Source organism: Providencia sp. M-27 (genome assembly GCF_011077905.1).
In the GTDB taxonomy this organism is placed as follows: Bacteria; Pseudomonadota; Gammaproteobacteria; order Enterobacterales; family Enterobacteriaceae; genus Providencia; species Providencia huaxiensis.
The window spans coordinates 119,716-136,854 of the sequence record NZ_JAALBT010000005.1; the positions used below are offsets into that span (position 1 = coordinate 119,716).

At 41.7% G+C, this 17,139-nt stretch carries 17 protein-coding genes; 3 read left to right on the forward strand and 14 right to left on the reverse strand.

Annotated features, from left to right (window positions below; translation table 11 throughout):
• Window positions 1-113: 113 nt before the first annotated feature.
• Window positions 114-335: a helix-turn-helix domain-containing protein gene (locus G6Q48_RS09275; RefSeq protein WP_102138827.1), complete on the forward strand. Its 222-nt coding sequence runs from the start codon at window positions 114-116 to the stop codon at window positions 333-335.
• Window positions 336-434: 99 nt separating this feature from the next.
• Entirely contained in the window at window positions 435-722 is a 288-nt protein-coding gene (locus G6Q48_RS09280) for a helix-turn-helix domain-containing protein (RefSeq protein WP_166266003.1), read from the forward strand.
• Between the two features lie 78 nt (window positions 723-800).
• Here the strand turns inward: G6Q48_RS09280 and G6Q48_RS09285 are convergent, their stop codons facing one another.
• Window positions 801-1,682, reverse strand: coding sequence for a LysR family transcriptional regulator (locus G6Q48_RS09285; protein WP_166266006.1), 882 nt, complete (start codon window positions 1,680-1,682; stop codon window positions 801-803).
• 182 nt (window positions 1,683-1,864) lie between these two features.
• Between G6Q48_RS09285 and ampC the strand changes: the two genes are divergently transcribed.
• The gene (gene ampC / locus G6Q48_RS09290; RefSeq protein ID WP_242685795.1) at window positions 1,865-3,007 is read left to right on the forward strand and encodes a class C beta-lactamase; all 1,143 of its coding nucleotides are present in this window, start codon (window positions 1,865-1,867) and stop codon (window positions 3,005-3,007) included.
• A 175-nt stretch (window positions 3,008-3,182) separates the two neighbouring features.
• Here ampC and hemN read toward each other — a convergent pair whose 3' ends face one another.
• The 13 genes from hemN to ompR form a co-directional block, all read right to left on the reverse strand.
• A complete protein-coding gene (hemN, locus tag G6Q48_RS09295) occupies window positions 3,183-4,556 on the reverse strand; it encodes an oxygen-independent coproporphyrinogen III oxidase (protein ID WP_166266009.1) in 1,374 nt (457 codons plus the stop codon).
• A 207-nt stretch (window positions 4,557-4,763) separates the two neighbouring features.
• Window positions 4,764-5,279 (reverse strand): Der GTPase-activating protein YihI, encoded by a 516-nt coding sequence (yihI, locus tag G6Q48_RS09300; protein WP_166266012.1) that lies wholly within the window; start codon window positions 5,277-5,279, stop codon window positions 4,764-4,766.
• A 366-nt stretch (window positions 5,280-5,645) separates the two neighbouring features.
• Entirely contained in the window at window positions 5,646-6,980 is a 1,335-nt protein-coding gene (locus G6Q48_RS09305) for an NCS2 family permease (protein WP_102138822.1), read from the reverse strand.
• A gap of 185 nt (window positions 6,981-7,165) precedes the next feature.
• On the reverse strand, window positions 7,166-7,918 hold the full coding sequence (locus G6Q48_RS09310; RefSeq protein WP_166266015.1) for an amino acid ABC transporter permease: 753 nt from the start codon (window positions 7,916-7,918) through the stop codon (window positions 7,166-7,168).
• Between the two features lies 1 nt (window position 7,919).
• Complete coding sequence (locus G6Q48_RS09315) at window positions 7,920-8,672, reverse strand: amino acid ABC transporter permease (RefSeq protein ID WP_166266018.1); 753 nt, start codon at window positions 8,670-8,672, stop codon at window positions 7,920-7,922.
• A 110-nt stretch (window positions 8,673-8,782) separates the two neighbouring features.
• The gene (locus tag G6Q48_RS09320) at window positions 8,783-9,622 is read right to left on the reverse strand and encodes an ABC transporter substrate-binding protein (protein WP_166266021.1); all 840 of its coding nucleotides are present in this window, start codon (window positions 9,620-9,622) and stop codon (window positions 8,783-8,785) included.
• 339 nt (window positions 9,623-9,961) lie between these two features.
• The gene (phoU, locus tag G6Q48_RS09325; RefSeq protein ID WP_102138818.1) at window positions 9,962-10,678 is read right to left on the reverse strand and encodes a phosphate signaling complex protein PhoU; all 717 of its coding nucleotides are present in this window, start codon (window positions 10,676-10,678) and stop codon (window positions 9,962-9,964) included.
• 13 nt (window positions 10,679-10,691) lie between these two features.
• Window positions 10,692-11,468, reverse strand: a complete 777-nt coding sequence (gene pstB / locus G6Q48_RS09330) for a phosphate ABC transporter ATP-binding protein PstB (RefSeq protein WP_004262838.1) — start codon at window positions 11,466-11,468, stop codon at window positions 10,692-10,694.
• 38 nt (window positions 11,469-11,506) lie between these two features.
• Window positions 11,507-12,388 (reverse strand): phosphate ABC transporter permease PstA, encoded by an 882-nt coding sequence (gene pstA / locus G6Q48_RS09335; protein ID WP_036958603.1) that lies wholly within the window; start codon window positions 12,386-12,388, stop codon window positions 11,507-11,509.
• Between the two features lies 1 nt (window position 12,389).
• The gene (gene pstC, locus G6Q48_RS09340) at window positions 12,390-13,346 is read right to left on the reverse strand and encodes a phosphate ABC transporter permease PstC (RefSeq protein WP_004262847.1); all 957 of its coding nucleotides are present in this window, start codon (window positions 13,344-13,346) and stop codon (window positions 12,390-12,392) included.
• 130 nt (window positions 13,347-13,476) lie between these two features.
• Complete coding sequence (gene pstS / locus G6Q48_RS09345; RefSeq protein WP_166266024.1) at window positions 13,477-14,520, reverse strand: phosphate ABC transporter substrate-binding protein PstS; 1,044 nt, start codon at window positions 14,518-14,520, stop codon at window positions 13,477-13,479.
• A gap of 474 nt (window positions 14,521-14,994) precedes the next feature.
• Complete coding sequence (gene envZ / locus G6Q48_RS09350; protein ID WP_102138816.1) at window positions 14,995-16,326, reverse strand: two-component system sensor histidine kinase EnvZ; 1,332 nt, start codon at window positions 16,324-16,326, stop codon at window positions 14,995-14,997.
• A complete protein-coding gene (gene ompR, locus G6Q48_RS09355; protein ID WP_004266122.1) occupies window positions 16,323-17,042 on the reverse strand; it encodes an osmolarity response regulator transcription factor OmpR in 720 nt (239 codons plus the stop codon). The genes envZ and ompR overlap by 4 nt, the downstream gene beginning before the upstream one ends.
• Window positions 17,043-17,139 lie beyond the last annotated feature (97 nt).

Sequence of the window (17,139 nt, forward strand, 5' to 3'; positions counted from 1 at the left end):
TCATCGAACAATTGATAAATAGCAAATTTACTATTTTATTAAAATGGTTAAGATAGAGAAGTAATCTTTCATAGTGTTTATTTAGAAATAAAAAGATAACTATAGGAGTATACATGCCTTATTCAGTATCTTACCTAATTGGCAAAAAAATACTTTTTTATCGGAAAACGAATGGACTTTCAGTTAATGAATTATCCGAGGTTATTGGCATCAGCCCACAACAGCAGTCACGATATGAAAGAGGCGTGAATAGAATTACTTTAGATAGATTGTTCCAATATGCAACGTATTTTGAGATTGATATTAAAAAATTCTTTCAGTCTCATGACATTTAATGAACAAATTAATTAGTAATATCAACACTAGAAAAATTACATTAAAAATATTTAATTATATTCACATTGAAATATTCAAAATAAATTAGAGAGAGAATCATGAAACGAAAAATATCTAAATCCGTCGATTTAAAAATAAGATCATTAAGAGAAAGTCACGGAATGAGTGGTAAAGAGTTAAGCATGTTGTTAGGTATTAGCCAACAGCACCAATCACGCTATGAAAATGGTGAAGTTAATATTCATGTCGATACCATTTACCAATTGGCACAAATATTTAATGTTTCGCCAATCTATTTCTTTACTGAAACCATTACGAATATTAATAGTACAGAACTCCCTATTAATAAAAAGAATTATTTCTCTGCTGAAGCTTTGGTATTCTAACAGCTAAATATGAGCATTATAATATGCCAATAGATTAAATATCGGTACTATTTCTATTTATAGCATAGCACCGAATTATTATTCTTTTTTAGACTCCTCCACCAACCAATTGCGAAATATCGCCATCGCTGGTGTCATGACTCTCGACTTTAAACGGCTTAACCAATATCCACCCAGTGTTACAGATACATCAAAAGGTTGAACTAACTCCCCTGCACTTAATTCATGGCTAAACATGCAACTTGGCACCAATGCCACGCTGTCAGTTAATAACGCAGCCTCAACCATTAAACGTGATGAATCAAATACTGGGCCTTTGACACGCCAAGGTTCAATCTCCGCAGCTAAAAACCATTTTTCCCATTCATCTTTACGATATGAACGCATTAACTGGTGGGATTTTAAATCTAATGGGTGATTAAGTAAGCTCGCGACTTTCTCTGAACAAAGCACCGTATGCGCCGTTGAAAATAAGGGGATATTTTCTACCAGGGGCCATAGCCCTTCACCAAAGCGAATTGCAAAATCAACGCCTTCAGCGGCTAAATTCACCACATTATTATGAGTCATAATACGTAAATCAATATAAGGATATAGCTCCGAAAATTGCGTTAGTCTTGGCAATAACCAGCCCACAGCAAATGTGCCAACAACTGAAATACTTAAGGTTTCTCGATAATGACCATCTTCAAACTGCAACAATAGTGACTCAATTTGGTCAAAAGAGCGGCTCAAAACAGGCAATAATGCAAAACCTTCTTCAGTTAATGCAAGCCCTCGAGGTAAACGAATAAATAGTTCTAGTCCCAATTGCTCCTCTAACAGCCTAACTTGTTGGCTGACAGCGGCCTGAGTAACATTCAATTCTATTCCTGCTCGCGTAAAGCTTAAATGCCGTGCTGAAGCTTCAAAAGCCCTAAGCGCATTGAGAGGAAGCCGATGACGATAATTTTCTGCCATAAGATTTTCTTTTACCTCATCGAATTTTATATCGTTTTAAATAATGATTGAAAGCATGCATACTACTTTGAAATCGCGGTTTAACCGCCTAATAGCCTATATTAAAGCACTTTATATTTACAATGAAGCGCTTTCAGTTCCTGTTAGCAATAACTTAAACTTGTACTTATTGGAATAACTCTATGAAAACCCTTTTTCGTCAGGGGCGAATTTTTGTCGCTCTGAGTTTGGCGTTAACCACGCTATCCGCTAATGCATTCACTCAAAAGGATGTGGATGACATTATTAAACCTCTGATGGAACAAAAACAGATCCCTGGAATGTCTGTCGCCATTTCCGTTGATGGAAAACACTATATTTATCATTATGGTGTGCAATCTAAGCAAAGCTTAGTGCCTGTCAGTGATAAGACTTTATTTGAGATTGGCTCTTTATCTAAAACATTCACAGCCACACTCGCAGCCTATGCACAAAACCAAGGAAAACTCGATTTCTCGCAAAAGGTAAGCCACTATATTCCTGAATTAAAAGGGTCTGCTTTTGACCAAATCACAGTAATGAACTTGGCAACTCACACTTCCGGTTTATCGTTATTTGTGCCTGATAGCATTACGAATTCAGCGGAATTATTCCGTTATTACCAGCAGTGGCAACCTGAAAAAGCTATTGGACAATATCGCTCTTACTCAAATCTTGGCGTGGGATTACTCGGCATCGTTACGGCTAAACAACTCAAAATGCCATTTGAACAAGCGATGGAAAAACTGATGCTGCCTGCGCTTGGGCTGAAACATACCTATATTCATGTCCCTAAAAATCAACAGAAAAATTATGCTCAAGGCTATAATAAGAACAATCAACCCGTTCGTGTAACACCACAAATTTTAGATGCTGAATCTTATGGTTTGAAATCTAGCGCTAAAGATCTAATTCGCTTCTTAGATATTAATATGCAAACAAAGAAAGTCGCTAAACCGTGGCAGGAAGCCATAGAGAACACGCATGCTGGGTTCTATATGACCGATTCATTTGTGCAAGATATGATGTGGGAAAGTTACTCATGGCCTGTATCCATTTCTCAATTACAGCAAGGTAACCGAGATGAAATGGCATTACAGCCACAAAAGGTCGAAGCGATTACACCAGCACTACCGCCAGAAACACAAGCTTTCTACAACAAAACCGGCTCAACCAATGGTTTTGCAACCTATGCGGCATTTATTCCTGAAGACCGAATTGCGGTTGTGATTTTGTCCAACAAATGGTATCCCATCCCTGATCGCATCAGTGCTGCTTATCAGCTAATCGAAAAAGCGAAATACTAGCCCCCGCAGAAGATGCTGAATGTGGAATAACGCTATAACGAATATTTAATACTCAAAATAGTTCGTTCTGCCGCTAGGCGGCAAGAGAAGCTAAGCCCTAGGAGCATACATAAAGTATGTGACTAGGGTTAGCGAACGCAGCCAACAACGCGACAGGGCGAAATATGAAGAGTATTTAGATGACACGGGAAAACTGCCGCTGCCTCATCTGCCCCCGTAAATAAACATCAAAACACATACAAATATTCCGAATAAGTAAACGCCCTTGCGGCGTAACTTTAATACCTTTGTCTGTCATTTCGACCAACCCATCTTCTGCCATTGGCTTCAATAACTCTAAATCCTCTTTAAAATAGGATTTAAAATCAATTGGATAGATTGCTTCAATTTGGGCAAAATCCAATTGGAAGTTACAGATTAAAATTTTAATGACATCACGGCGTAGGCAATCGTCATCGGTTAAAACGAGGCCACGCCACAACGCTTGGCCTTTCTCTTCAACTTGCGCATAATAGGTTTTCAAATCTTTCTGATTTTGCGCGTAGTTATCGCCTAACATACTGATTGCAGAAACGCCTAGCCCCAGCAAATCACAGTCGCCTTGAGTTGTATATCCTTGGAAATTACGGTGTAGAACCCCTTCCCGTTGTGCCACGGCAAGCTCATCTTCAGGGCGAGCAAAGTGGTCCATACCAATAAATTGATAGCCATCTCTGGTGAGGGTCGCGATTGTGTCTTGCAAAATATCGAGTTTTTGCTCTGCGCTCGGTAAGTCTTCATCTTTAATTTTACGCTGCGCTGCAAATAAATTAGGTAAGTGTGCATAATTGAACACACTTAAGCGATCTGGTGATAATTCAGCCACTTTTTTTAGGGTAAACGCAAAGCTTTCAGGGGTTTGCTTAGGTAAACCATAAATTAAATCAATACTCGTTGAGGAAAACCCCGTCTCTTTGGCCCGTTTAATTAGGGAAAAAATAAATTCTTCATCCTGTTCACGGTTAACCAGCACCTGAACCTCTTTATTAAAATCCTGAACGCCCATGCTTAAGCGGTTAAACCCTTCATGGCGCAGATGGTCTATCATATCCAGTTCAATTTCACGCGGGTCGATTTCAATCGACATTTCCACATCATCTGCAAAATTAAAGTGTTTTTTCAATAAACCAACTAAATGACTAACTTGGACTTTATCGAGATAAGTTGGAGTACCACCGCCCCAATGCATTTGAGTCACAATGCGGTTTTTTAATAAAGCGGCTCGTTGGATAATTTCTTTTTCAATTACTTTAAGGTATTCATCAGCTTTATGTTTTTGGCGTGTCACTAATTTATTACAGCCACAGAAATAACAAAGCTTATGGCAAAAAGGGATGTGGACATAGAGCGATAAAGGTCGATCGGGATAACGTTTTGTTGCTTGAACAAACGCATTCTCATCGTAGTCTTGGTTGAATTCCAAGGCTGTAGGATACGAGGTATAACGAGGCCCTGAATAATTGTATTTTTGAATGAGGGAAAGATCCCAAACAATATTTTGCTCTGACATAACATTCCTCAATTGACCAAAAGCTCAAACCATAATAACGGGTTGCACCTTATTTAATTGTTATTTGGTGAGTGTGAAAGTTTCACAACTTAAATAATATTATAAAGTATGTTAGCGAAAAGAGATTTGATACAACATCAAAGAAAAGTGAGTTAGCAGAAAAAATAGCTAAATCCCCCGCTAGCACGAGGGATCTTTTAAACGAAATTATTTACTTTTTAAGATGCGCATAATGTCATCAAGTTTTTCTTCGTCTTCTTCCTCTTCTTCTTCGCTATATTCAATACCGAGAATATTCATCAATTCATCAATGCGATCTAAACAGGTATCAACATACTGCTGCTCTTGTGCTGTGATGGTTTCGCCATCTTCCAGACGCGCTAAAATGCTATCTAAACGATCATCGCTTTCCAGCATTTCCAGCTCTTTTTCTGGCGTCAATTTTTCTTTGACAGTCGGCTGTTTTTTCTCAACCACAGGTTTCGTGGCCTGTTTTTCATCCACAATTAAAGGCACAGGCTTTTTGCTACCTAAACGAGGGTCGGTTGAACTATTTTGCCCGCCATTTTGCTTGTTAGATGCTTGTTCTACATAACGGCTACCGGATTTATGACCACGATGTTTTTTCTCGCGTTTACGCTCACGGCCTTCCGCATTAATTTCTTCTTTGGTTTTACGGTATTTTTTCTTTGGCTTAGCAGCCGGTTTTTTTGGTGCATTCATGGTCTGATACCTTGATAAAGTCAGTTTCTGCTGCGAAATCTAGCAGGATCCCATAAAGGGGGAAAGCACTAGTTTGCAATTTCAGTGGATTTTTTATCCCACCCTGCCTTCGCAACAGTACTTTATTGATTATACCTTAAATAATTTGTGTTGCATGCAAGTAACAAGACGGGAAAGCCATCTGAAGGGGGATTAATCTTCCAAGTGGTTTTACCTAAAAAAATAGAGAGCCATCTTGAGAAATATTCTAAATAATTCAAGTTGTGGCTAGGCGTCAATCGAGGTTATCTCGGGGAGCATACATAAGTATGTGACCCGAGTAGCCGAGTGAAGACAACAACGCCACAGCTTGAAGTATGACGAATATTAGGCGTCGACGAGCACCATTTTTAGTAGGAACATCGCCGCCACTAAAATCACACACAGACCCAGGTCACGCCAGCGTCCGGTACCAATTTTCATTGCACAGTACGCAATAAAGCCTAGCGCAATACCTTCTGTGATTGAGAAACTAAATGGCATCATCACAGCGGTAATGAATGCGGGTACAGACTCGGTTAAGTCATCCCACTTCACGCGAGTTAAGCTTGAAGTCATCAGCACGCCCACGTAAATCAAGGCACCCGCAGTAGCATAAGCTGGAACCATGCCTGCAAGAGGTGAGATAAACATGGTCAATAGGAATAAAACACCAACGACAATCGCAGTTAAACCTGTGCGCCCACCGACAGAAACACCAGAAGAACTTTCGATATATGCAGTGACAGAAGAGGTCCCCATCGCTGAACCTGCGACAGAACTCAAGCTGTCCACATATAACGCTTGTTTCATTCGTGGGAAAGTCCCGCGTTCATTCGTAATACCCGCTTTGTCAGTCACACCTATCATGGTGCCTGATGAGTCAAACAAGTTAACTAACATAAAGGCAAAAATCACACCGGATAGCGCTAAGTCTAAAGAGCCAGAGAAATCAACTTGCCCCACAACGCTCGTGATACTCGGCGGCATTGAAAATATCCCAGAATATTTCACATCCCCTAGAGCTAGGCCAATCAATGTTGTCACTGCAATAGAAACTAATACCGCGGCATGAATATTGCGTGCGGCAAGAATAGCGATAATAAAGAAACCGAGTGCTCCCAGCCAAACATTATGGTGGGTTAAGTTACCGATAGAAACTAACGTGTCCGGGTTCGCAACAATAATACCGGAATTTTTCAGCCCCATCATGGCAATAAATAAACCGATACCGCTGGTAATACCAACGCGTAGGCTAAGAGGAATATTGGCGATAATCCAATAACGAATGCGAAATAGCGTCAGAATAAATAACCCGACAGCTCCCCAGAATACCGCGCCCATCGCGATTTCCCATGAGTACCCCATCGCTCCAACAACAACAAAAGCAAAGAAGGCATTCAGCCCCATGGCTGGCGCAACAGCAATAGGTAAATTCGCCAGTAATCCCATCAAAATACTGCCAATAGCCGCAATCAAACAGGTAGTGACAAATACCGCTTTGATATCCATTCCTGCAACTGAGAGAATTTGAGGGTTAACGAAGACAATATAGACCATCGTTAAGAAGGTAGTGAAGCCAGCAACAACCTCAGTTCTTGCTGTGGTGCCATGTTCTTGTAATTTAAAAACACGCTGAAACAAGCCCTGCGGTTGTGCCGAGCTAGAAGATTGATTACTCATTAGATATCGCGCCCAAAAAAAGTTTTTTTCGCCCTATACTACAATTAAAAATCACAAAAGAAAACGATTGCGTAAACTGTAATGGGCAAAAATGTCCTAACTAACTGATACACTTGAGTGAAATAATAAAAGAATTGATGGTAACTAATAGAAGAAGTGGCGGTTATTTCACCACCACGTTTAATTTAAGACAGTGCTAATAGTTTTTGTCGACGCCAAAACAATAAACGATGTTTCGCTGCCAGTTTCTGAGGCTGATGTTGCGCACTAAGCCTTTTCGCCACCCTATTTGCAATAATTTCTACCGCAAAGCACATCACAAAATAAATAAATGCGACGAATAAGAAAACTTCAAGAGGATAAACCATTTCACGGTTATTCACTTGTGTCGCCAAAAATGACAGCTCAGCGACCCCAACAATATAAGCCAATGAGGTATCTTTAATTAATGCCACCCACTGGTTAATAAATGACGGAACCATCATACGTAAAGCCTGTGGTAATACGATATTCCACAATACCTGCCAGCGGCTGAACCCCAAGGACATCCCGGCTTGCCACTGTCCTTTACCTATCGCTAAAATACCCGCTTTCACGGCATGAGCCAAATATGCAGAGGTAATCAATGCCAATGCACATACAACTGTCGCTATCCCAGGAATTTCCGTGCCCAATAACATCGGCAACAAGAAATAGGTCCAAAAAATCAGCATAATTACTGGAATTGCACGGAAAAAACCTAATACTGCAGCGAATAGGTTAACCCAAAAACCTCGCAGCATGGCTAATGCAATCCCCCCCAATGTACCTAATACAATAGAAGCTGCACCTGCAAGCAAGCTAATGACTAACGTCAGTGCTGCGCCTTCTAATGGGCCATCCGGGAAAGTGCCAAATAACAAATATTGCCAGTTCTGCTCAATAATCGAAAAATCCATCTTATACCCCCTGAGCCAAATTACGCTGCTGGCGCCACTGGCCCCAACCTTCCATCACTGCAATAATGGCAATATACAAAACGGTTGCCACTCCAAAGGCTGCGAAGGTTTGTAATGTCTGGCTATCTACTTGGCGAGAAACATAAGACAGTTCCGCTACACCTATTGCCATTGTTAATGATGAATTTTTCACCACATTCATATATTGGCCCAGTAGCGGAGGCATGGCGATTTTTACTGCTTGCGGTAATACCACCAGTTTCATGGCCTGCCATGAAGTTAGCCCTAAAGCAAATGCCGCATATTTTTGCCCCTGACGAACACCGCGGATCCCAGCTCGTATTTCTTCAGCAATAAATGGTACGGTATACAGGGTCAAACCAATAAAGCCCGCTAAAAATTCAAATGACGGCCAACCCACTGTTATTCCAAGTAAATGGATTTCATGGGGGGTATTGAGCCACTCCATCGCAACAGTAGGTAAAATTTCACCGGAAGCGAAGTACCAAAAGAATAACTGCACCAACAAAGGTGTATTTCTGAAAATAGAGATATAGATACTCACGGTCCAACGCACAGGAGCAATTTGGCTATCCTTTGCTGATGCAACGATAAAACCCAATACAGTGGCTGCAACAATGGTACAAATCGAGATCCAAACAGTGATCAAAAAGCCGTAGCCAAACCACTCTAGATACTGCGGCGCTAGTAAATGAGCAGACCAAAAATCACCATTTAAAAATTTTTCAAACATTGTTCACGACCTATTGCCTTCACCGCTTGTGATTAAAAACTCATCCCTTATAACCAAGAACCCCACACAGAGTGCGGGGCTTCAACTCACTGAGTACTTACTGTTACCCATTAAGACTGTGGCTGTTGCTCACTCAGTGGCGCGAATTTAAAGTCTCCGCGTGGTTGTGCTGCTTTAGTATCTGGCCCAAACCAACGGTTATAGATCACCTCGGCTTTACCGTCTTTTTCCAGTTTCAACAGTGTTTCGTTGACGTTTTCAACCAAACGAGTTTCACCTTTGCTTGCTGCCAATGCTTGGTATTCTTTTGTTAGGCTAAATGGAGAGATTTCAAAGTCTGCCTTCACTTTTTCAGGTAAATTACCTAATAAGCCAACCAATTTGGCATCATCTTGAGTAATAGCTTGGACGTTACCATTACGCAGTGCCGCGAACGCTTGCGGGGTATCGTCATAAGAAATCACTTTTGTGTCAGGGAAACGTTCACGTAAAGTGACTTCCTGCACAGTGCCTTTATCTGCGCCAATACGCAGTGGTTTGATGTCATCTGGTGTTTTTAATACGCCTTTACGGGCAATAAATTTTTGGCCTGTCGCAAAATCAGGAATAGAAAAATCAACTTGTTTTGCGCGTTCATCTGTAATGGTGAAGTTAGCACCGATTAGGTCAACTTTACCTGAAGTCAGGAGTGGAATACGGTTTGCTGGGTTAGTGGGGCGAAGCTCTAGTTTCACACCTAGGCCATTTGCTATTTCTTGTGCAATATCAATATCATAACCCGCTAATTTTTTAGTTTGTGGGTCAATGAAACCAAATGGTGGGTTACTATCAAATACCGAAATACGGATCACACCCGCTTGTTTGATATCATCTAATTTATCTGCGCTAGCGACATTCGCTGTCAGCGCTAAACCTGTAAGTAAAACAGTCGTTAGAATACGAGCTTTCATTGAACACCCCTGACGGTAAATTTTTGTAAATCGACCATCACAAGCTATCAACTATTGCTTAGCACTTGAAATAATATTAAATAATATATTTATATCAAAATGGAATATGAAACCAAACAAAAAAGGGCCACCTTGATAACAAAGTGCCCCAAACATGGTTAAACCATCAATAGACTCTTATTGAGCAAGAAGAAAGTCGGTAGAAGAACGTGTTAGAGTATTCATCGTAATAAATAGGCTATCGAATACATTAACCTCATTCATCAATACTCTAAATTGTTCGTGTTGTGGCTAGCCGAGCGAAGCCAACACCGCCACAGCACGAAATATGACGAGCATTTAATCGTCTTTAGTCAACATTTTTTCGAGACTATCTCCCCCCACATGGCGGAAATCTTGCCCCTTCACATAGTAGAAAATAAACTCACAGATATTTTGGCAACGGTCGCCGATACGCTCAATTGAACGAGCGCAGAACAGTGCTGTTAATACACTCGGGATCGTCCGTGGGTCTTCCATCATATAAGTCATCAATTGGCGCACGATGCCCTCATACTCTTGGTCAACTTTCTCATCTTCACGATAGATACGAATGGCTTCTTCGAGATCCATTCGTGCGAATGCATCTAATACATCATGTAGCATTTGTACTGTGTGACGGCCTAATGATTCTAAACTCACTAACAGAGGCTGATGTTGATGAGAGAATTTTTCCAATGCGGTTTGGCAAATTTTGTCTGCAACATCGCCGATTCTTTCCAGCTCAGCAATGGTTTTTGAAATAGCCATAATCAGACGCAAATCACTCGCTGTTGGTTGGCGCTTCGCGATGATTTTAACGCATTCTTCATCAATGGCCACTTCCATCATATTGACTTTATGGTCATTTTCGATAACTTCACGTGCTAGGGCTTCATCCTGATTATGCATGGCAGTAATGGCTTTGGTAAGCTGCTCTTCGACCAGTCCTCCCATCGTCATCAATTCAGTATGGATATGTTCCAGTTCAGCATTGAACTGCCCCGATATATGTTTGTTGTGATTCAGCGTATCCATCGTCGGCTCCATATCAACCGTAGCGGCCAGTAATATAATCTTCAGTTTGCTTCATTTCTGGGGTAGTAAACATTTTGTCAGTATGGTTAAACTCGACTAACTCCCCTAGATACATGAAAGCCGTATAGTCAGAACAGCGTGCTGCTTGTTGCATATTATGGGTAACAATGACCACGGTGTATTCTGACTTTAATTCACTAATTAGTTCTTCAATTCGACCGGTTGAAATTGGGTCAAGGGCAGAACAAGGCTCATCTAACAATAAAACCTCTGGGCGAATAGCAATACCACGAGCAATACAGAGACGCTGTTGCTGCCCACCCGACAAGCTATAACCACTTTGGTGTAGCTTATCTTTGGTTTCATTCCATAATGCAGCCTTTGTTAACGCCCACTGCACGCGTTCGTCCATTTCCACACGGGATAACTTTTCAAATAAACGCACACCAAATGCAATATTATCGTAGATTGACATCGGAAATGGTGTTGGTTTTTGGAATACCATACCGACTTTTGCACGTAACAGCGCGATATCTTGTTTATCAGTGAGGATATTTTGGCCATCCAGTAAAATTTCACCTTCTGCGCGCTGCTCGCCATACAGTTCATACATTTTATTGAAGGTACGCAATAGTGTCGATTTACCACAGCCTGATGGGCCGATAAACGCAGTTACTTTATTTTTTTCAATGTCTAAAGAGATATTTTTCAGTGCGTGAAACTTGCCATAATAGAAGTTGAGGTCACGGACTTTAATTTTACTGTTTGCAATATCGTTTGCATTAATCATGGTTTGCTTTTCTCTCTAAATCTTTATTTATCTGGTGCTTAGTGTTTTTTCTGTGCGAACACAACACGTGCAATGATGTTAATGAGCAGGACACATAGGGTAATTAACAGAACCCCTGCCCATGCAAGCTCTTGCCATTCAGAGAACGGGCTCATTGCAAATTTGAAGATTGTCACTGGTAAGTTGGCGATGGGTTCGCTCATATCTGTACTCCAGAACTGATTTGACAGTGAAGTAAACAGAAGCGGTGCGGTTTCCCCTGCTATACGCGCAATTGCAAGTAAGATCCCAGTGATAATCCCTGACACCGACGCTTTTAACGTAATAGATAAAATCATTTTCCATTTTGGTGTGCCAAGTGCATAAGCGGCTTCACGCAAGCTATCTGGAACTAGTTTCAACATGTTTTCAGTAGTTCGGATAACAATTGGAATTTGCAGCAATGCAAGCGCCACAACCCCAGCCCAACCCGAGAAGTGCTGCATTTGAGCAACCACAATGGTGTACACAAACAACCCGACAACGATAGATGGAGCTGATAATAAAATGTCATTAATAAAGCGGGTAACTGAAGCTAACCATGACTTACGGCCATACTCTGCTAAATAAATTCCCGCTAAAATCCCTAAAGGCGTACCAATAACTGTCGCCCATAAGATTAATAAACCACTTCCTACGATGGCATTTGCCAGCCCGCCACCTTCCGTATTCGGTGGAGGAGTCATTTCAGTAAACAGATTGAGGGACATGCCATCAATCCCTTTAGTGACAGTAGAAAACAAAATCCACACTAACCAGAACAAGCCGAAAGCCATGGTTAACATTGAAACAAATAGAGCCATTCTGTTAACTTGGCGGCGCCACGCTTGACGGCGTGCTCGTTCTTTTTCATTCACTGCGATAGGTTGAGATATCGACATATTAACGGCCCTCATTCTTCGCAAGACGCATGACCATCAACTTGGAAATTGCTAACACAATGAAAGTGATAACAAACAGGATAAGTCCAAGCTCCATCAAGGCCGAGGTATGTAAACCGCTCTCTGCTTCCGCAAACTCATTTGCGAGTGCCGAGGTGATACTGTTACCAGGCATGAACAGTGATGCGCTATCAAGTTGGTAAGTATTACCAATCACGAAAGTCACCGCCATGGTTTCACCCAGCGCACGACCAAGGCCTAACATCACACCACCAATGACCCCATTACGGGTATACGGCAACACGATATTCCAAATCACTTCCCACGTTGTACAGCCAATCCCGTAGGCTGACTCTTTCATCATCACAGGTGTTTGTTCAAATACATCGCGCATCACTGACGCAATATAAGGAATAATCATAATCGCGAGGATAATCCCCGCTGCTAAAATACCGATCCCGAATGCAGGCCCTGAAAATAATTCACCGACAATCGGCACACTCGACATCACATTACCAACTGGTTCTTGGAAATATTCTGCAAACAGGGGTGCAAAGACAAATAACCCCCACATCCCATAAACAATACTTGGGATAGCAGCAAGAAGTTCAATCGCGATACCAAGAGGACGTTTTAACCAATTAGGCGCCAGCTCTGTTAGGAATAACGCTATACCAAAACTAACGGGAACGGCGATAATCAGAGCGATTAACGATGTAACGATAGTGCCGTAAATAGGCACAAGGGCACCGAATTCTTCCGCTGGAGCATCCCACTCTTTGGTCCATAAAAACGAAAACCCAAACTTTTGCATACTTGGCCAAGATGCAAAAATAAGGGAAATAATAATGCCTCCGAGCATTAACAAAGTGATGAGCGCGGCAATCTTTACCAGTGCACTAAAAATCACATCACCTGATTTGCTGGGAGCTCTAAATGCCGTTGTTTTCTCGGCCATGCGCTTTGTTCTCATTTCATTCCTGCTCTTTTTCACAGGATTGCGTTACAACGATGAGCGGGTAAGCCCTGTTCCTCAGCACTTACCCGCCATTTCCAACCCTAAGTGCACTTAGAAAACCTAAGCTCACCTAGAATAATGCTTTACCTTGGCTATCTTTAACTTCTGTTTTCCATGCTGCACGTACTGCGGTCACGACTTCTTGGGGTAGAATTGCGTAATCTAATGCTTCCGCTTGTTTACCACCTTTATCATAAGCCCAGTTGAAGAAGTCAAGAACTGCTTTGCCTTTTTCCGCATTCGCTTGCTGCTTGTGAACTAAGATGAATGTGGTTGAAGTAATCGGCCATGCATTCGCGCCATCACGGTTTGTTAAATCTTGAGCAAAAGATTTAGACCAGTCAACTTTCTTCGCTGCTGCACTGAAGCTTTCACCCGTTGGTGAAACCGCTTCGCCATCGGCAGAGATTAATTTAGTATACGCAAGGTTGTTCTGTTTTGCGTAAGCATATTCAACATAACCGATAGAACCTGGTAGACGCTGTACGAAAGCGGCAACGCCATCATTTCCTTTACCGCCTACGCTATTTTTCGGCCAATTAACGGTTGAACCTGCACCAACGTCTGATTTCCAGCTTGCGCTGACTTTAGCAAGGTAGCTCGTGAATACGAACGTGGTACCCGAACCGTCAGAACGTCTAACGACTGCAATAGCTTGGTCTGGCAAGCTAACATTTGGGTTCAATTTAGCAATTGCTGGGTCATTCCATTTAGTGATTTTGCCTAAATAGATGTCACCTAATGTGTTGCCATCTAACGTCAGTTGCCCTGACTCAATACCTTTTACATTGACAGCCAGTACCACACCACCGATAACAGTAGGGAATTGGAACAAGCCATCTTCTTTTAATTTTTCATCAGTCAATGGAGCATCGGATGCACCAAAATCAACTGTTCTTGCATTAATTTGTTTGACACCACCAGAAGAACCAATCCCCTGATAGTTTACTTTATTAGCTGTTTCTTTCTGATAAGAGTCTGCCCACTTCGCATAAACAGGAGCAGGAAAGGTCGCGCCAGCTCCGGTCAGGCTGGTAGCAGCAAAAGAAGACATTGCGGTCAGAGATAAAGTTGCTGCCATTACGCTTGCTAAGGTGGTACGCGTCATTTTCATAATCCCTCCGGGGATGTATAGAAACAATCAAGTATAAAATTGTTGGGTGTATGTCACGGTAGGAAAAATAGGACAATTTAGTTACGACAACATGTCGTTTTTATGACAGTTTTATGACAATTGCTGATTTTTTCACTGGAGAGAAAACAAAAACGAAGGGAAGTGAATCTTTATATTATAAAATTCAAATGGTTAAAAAATTTCAGTTTCAACATTGATACCAAAAAGAAAAATGACAGACTGTCATAAAAGCGAAAAATTTTTTTATCCTGCAACCATAAAATAATACTCAAAACAATTTGTGTTGCAGCCAACAACGCTGCGGCGCAAAGTGTGAAGAGTAGAAAGATAGCTCTAAATAGTTCAAGTTGTAGGTAGGCGCCAAACGAAGATATCCCTAGGAGCATACACAAGTATGTGACTAGGGTAGTTGAGTGTAGGCAACACCCCTACAGCTTGAAATATGACGAGATATCAGTCTTCTTTTTCTTTAAGAGGGAGAAGAGCCCTAATCGCAAACCCACCACGCTCACTCTTATGGATCTCAATACTCCCTTCGTGGGCATCAACAATTCGGCGAATAATTGCCAGTCCTAGCCCTGTTCCTTTGTTGCTACGGGCTTTTTCACCTTGCACAAATGGCTGGAACAGACGATGAATATCTTCTTCTTTGATACCTGCTCCGTCATCTTCGACTTGGAACCAAACTGAGTCTTCCGTTTTACCACTACTGACCTTGATCCAGCCATTACCATAGCGGTAGGCATTAACAATCATATTGGTAATCGCGCGTTTAATTGCTAATGGGTTACCATTAACAATCATTGAGCCAGGCTCAAGTGCGGTTTCAATTTCGCCTACGACGTTACTTTCTGAGTTCACTGCTTCCATCAAGATAGCGTTAAGGTCACAGAATTCCATATCCATTTCTTGACCCGTTTTCAGGTAAGACATGAATTGGCCGATGATCGCATCACACTCTTCAATATCTTTATTAATGGATTCTGCCAGGTAGCTATCTTCTGGGCTCATCATTTCTGTTGCTAAACGAATACGGGTTAAGGGGGTTCTTAGGTCATGGCTTACCCCTGCCATTAAGACAGTTCGGTCATTTTCTAAGGTTTTAATCCCTGCTGCCATGTGGTTAAAAGACCGAATAGCGGCCCTGACCTCGGTGGCACCTTTTTCCTGCATTGGGGGTAAGACAAACCCCTTACCAACTTCTCCGGCGTGGTATTCTAATTCAAGTAATGGCTTGTTTTGGTAGCGTATATACAACCATACCCCCGCAAAAATGGTGAGAAAAATCGTTAATGTATAGCGAAAAACAAGGGAGAACTGGTTTTGCCCAATTTCAGTCAGTGGAACTCGCACCCAAATATCAGGTGCAAGATAAGACGTTAACCATAGAATGGGGTACTCTCGGCCTAATTCGAGGTGAACACTTGCCTTGCCACCAATATATTCCGACATATGTTCGCTTAGGAAATCATACTCTTTTGCCCAATTCAGCCCTTCTTCCATCGCTGCTGAGTGTGCATAAAAGGTGATCCCTAATTCATTGTAGATTTTCTTACGCAACGCGGGAGATACCCGCACTGAGGTTCCATCTTGTAGGACCATTTTCTCTGTCATTAATGTTCTTACTTCGTATGCCAGCACCTTATTGAATTGTTGTAAGCTAGGCATCACAACAAAATTCAACACAACCATATAGCTGGTTACGAGGCTCGCAAACAGTAAGGCTACAAATAAAAATAACGAGCGAGAAAATGTACTACGCCTTGAGAACCTCAGTCGCTTCATGCTTTACTTCCATCAGGAACAAACACATAACCCAATCCCCAAACCGTCTGAATATAACGAGGATGTGCTGGGTCTTCTTCAACCATGCGACGCAAACGTGAGATCTGAACATCAATAGAACGTTCCATCGCACTGTATTCACGGCCTCGCGCTAAGCTCATTAGCTTGTCACGCGACAACGGTTCCCTTGGATAAGAAACCAATACTTTTAACACCGCGAATTCACCGCTAGTTAACGGCATATTTTCATCACCTTGAAACATTTCTCGCGTCCCAAGATTTAATTTGAATTTACCAAAGGTAATTATCGCATCATCTTGAGATGGCGCGCCCGGTAATTCATTAGCTTGACGACGTAATACCGCACGAATACGAGCTAGCAATTCCCGTGGATTAAAAGGTTTTGGAATATAGTCGTCCGCACCGATTTCTAAGCCAACGATACGATCCACTTCTTCGCCTTTCGCTGTCACCATAATAATTGGAATTGGGTTATTTTGACTACGTAAGCGACGACAAATTGATAAGCCATCTTCGCCCGGCAGCATTAAATCTAAGACGATCAAGTGAATAGATTCCCTCGTCAGGATTCTGTCCATCTGTTCAGCGTTTGCAGCACTTCTTACCTGAAAACCCTGCTCAGTGAGGTAGCGTTCCAGCAGCGCACGTAAACGCATATCATCATCGACGACAAGAACCTTATAACTTTCCTGCATTTTGTAGCCCTCAAGATGTGCATCTTTCAAATTATTTTTTTAATGAATGTAAGTAAAACAATATTAATGCTCACTAATTTACCACTAACATGGGATT

Bases quoted from the DNA above. Each gene is read 5' to 3' on its own strand.
- G6Q48_RS09275 (WP_102138827.1), top strand. From the start codon at position 114: ATGCCTTATTCAGTATCTTACCTAATTGGCAAAAAAATACTTTTTTAT.
- G6Q48_RS09280 (WP_166266003.1), top strand. From the start codon at position 435: ATGAAACGAAAAATATCTAAATCCGTCGATTTAAAAATAAGATCATTA.
- G6Q48_RS09285 (WP_166266006.1), bottom strand. From the start codon at position 1,682: ATGGCAGAAAATTATCGTCATCGGCTTCCTCTCAATGCGCTTAGGGCT.
- ampC (WP_242685795.1), top strand. From the start codon at position 1,865: ATGAAAACCCTTTTTCGTCAGGGGCGAATTTTTGTCGCTCTGAGTTTG.
- hemN (WP_166266009.1), bottom strand. From the start codon at position 4,556: ATGTCAGAGCAAAATATTGTTTGGGATCTTTCCCTCATTCAAAAATAC.
- yihI (WP_166266012.1), bottom strand. From the start codon at position 5,279: ATGAATGCACCAAAAAAACCGGCTGCTAAGCCAAAGAAAAAATACCGT.
- G6Q48_RS09305 (WP_102138822.1), bottom strand. From the start codon at position 6,980: ATGAGTAATCAATCTTCTAGCTCGGCACAACCGCAGGGCTTGTTTCAG.
- G6Q48_RS09310 (WP_166266015.1), bottom strand. From the start codon at position 7,918: ATGGATTTTTCGATTATTGAGCAGAACTGGCAATATTTGTTATTTGGC.
- G6Q48_RS09315 (WP_166266018.1), bottom strand. From the start codon at position 8,672: ATGTTTGAAAAATTTTTAAATGGTGATTTTTGGTCTGCTCATTTACTA.
- G6Q48_RS09320 (WP_166266021.1), bottom strand. From the start codon at position 9,622: ATGAAAGCTCGTATTCTAACGACTGTTTTACTTACAGGTTTAGCGCTG.
- phoU (WP_102138818.1), bottom strand. From the start codon at position 10,678: ATGGATACGCTGAATCACAACAAACATATATCGGGGCAGTTCAATGCT.
- pstB (WP_004262838.1), bottom strand. From the start codon at position 11,468: ATGATTAATGCAAACGATATTGCAAACAGTAAAATTAAAGTCCGTGAC.
- pstA (WP_036958603.1), bottom strand. From the start codon at position 12,388: ATGTCGATATCTCAACCTATCGCAGTGAATGAAAAAGAACGAGCACGC.
- pstC (WP_004262847.1), bottom strand. From the start codon at position 13,346: ATGGCCGAGAAAACAACGGCATTTAGAGCTCCCAGCAAATCAGGTGAT.
- pstS (WP_166266024.1), bottom strand. From the start codon at position 14,520: ATGAAAATGACGCGTACCACCTTAGCAAGCGTAATGGCAGCAACTTTA.
- envZ (WP_102138816.1), bottom strand. From the start codon at position 16,326: ATGAAGCGACTGAGGTTCTCAAGGCGTAGTACATTTTCTCGCTCGTTA.
- ompR (WP_004266122.1), bottom strand. From the start codon at position 17,042: ATGCAGGAAAGTTATAAGGTTCTTGTCGTCGATGATGATATGCGTTTA.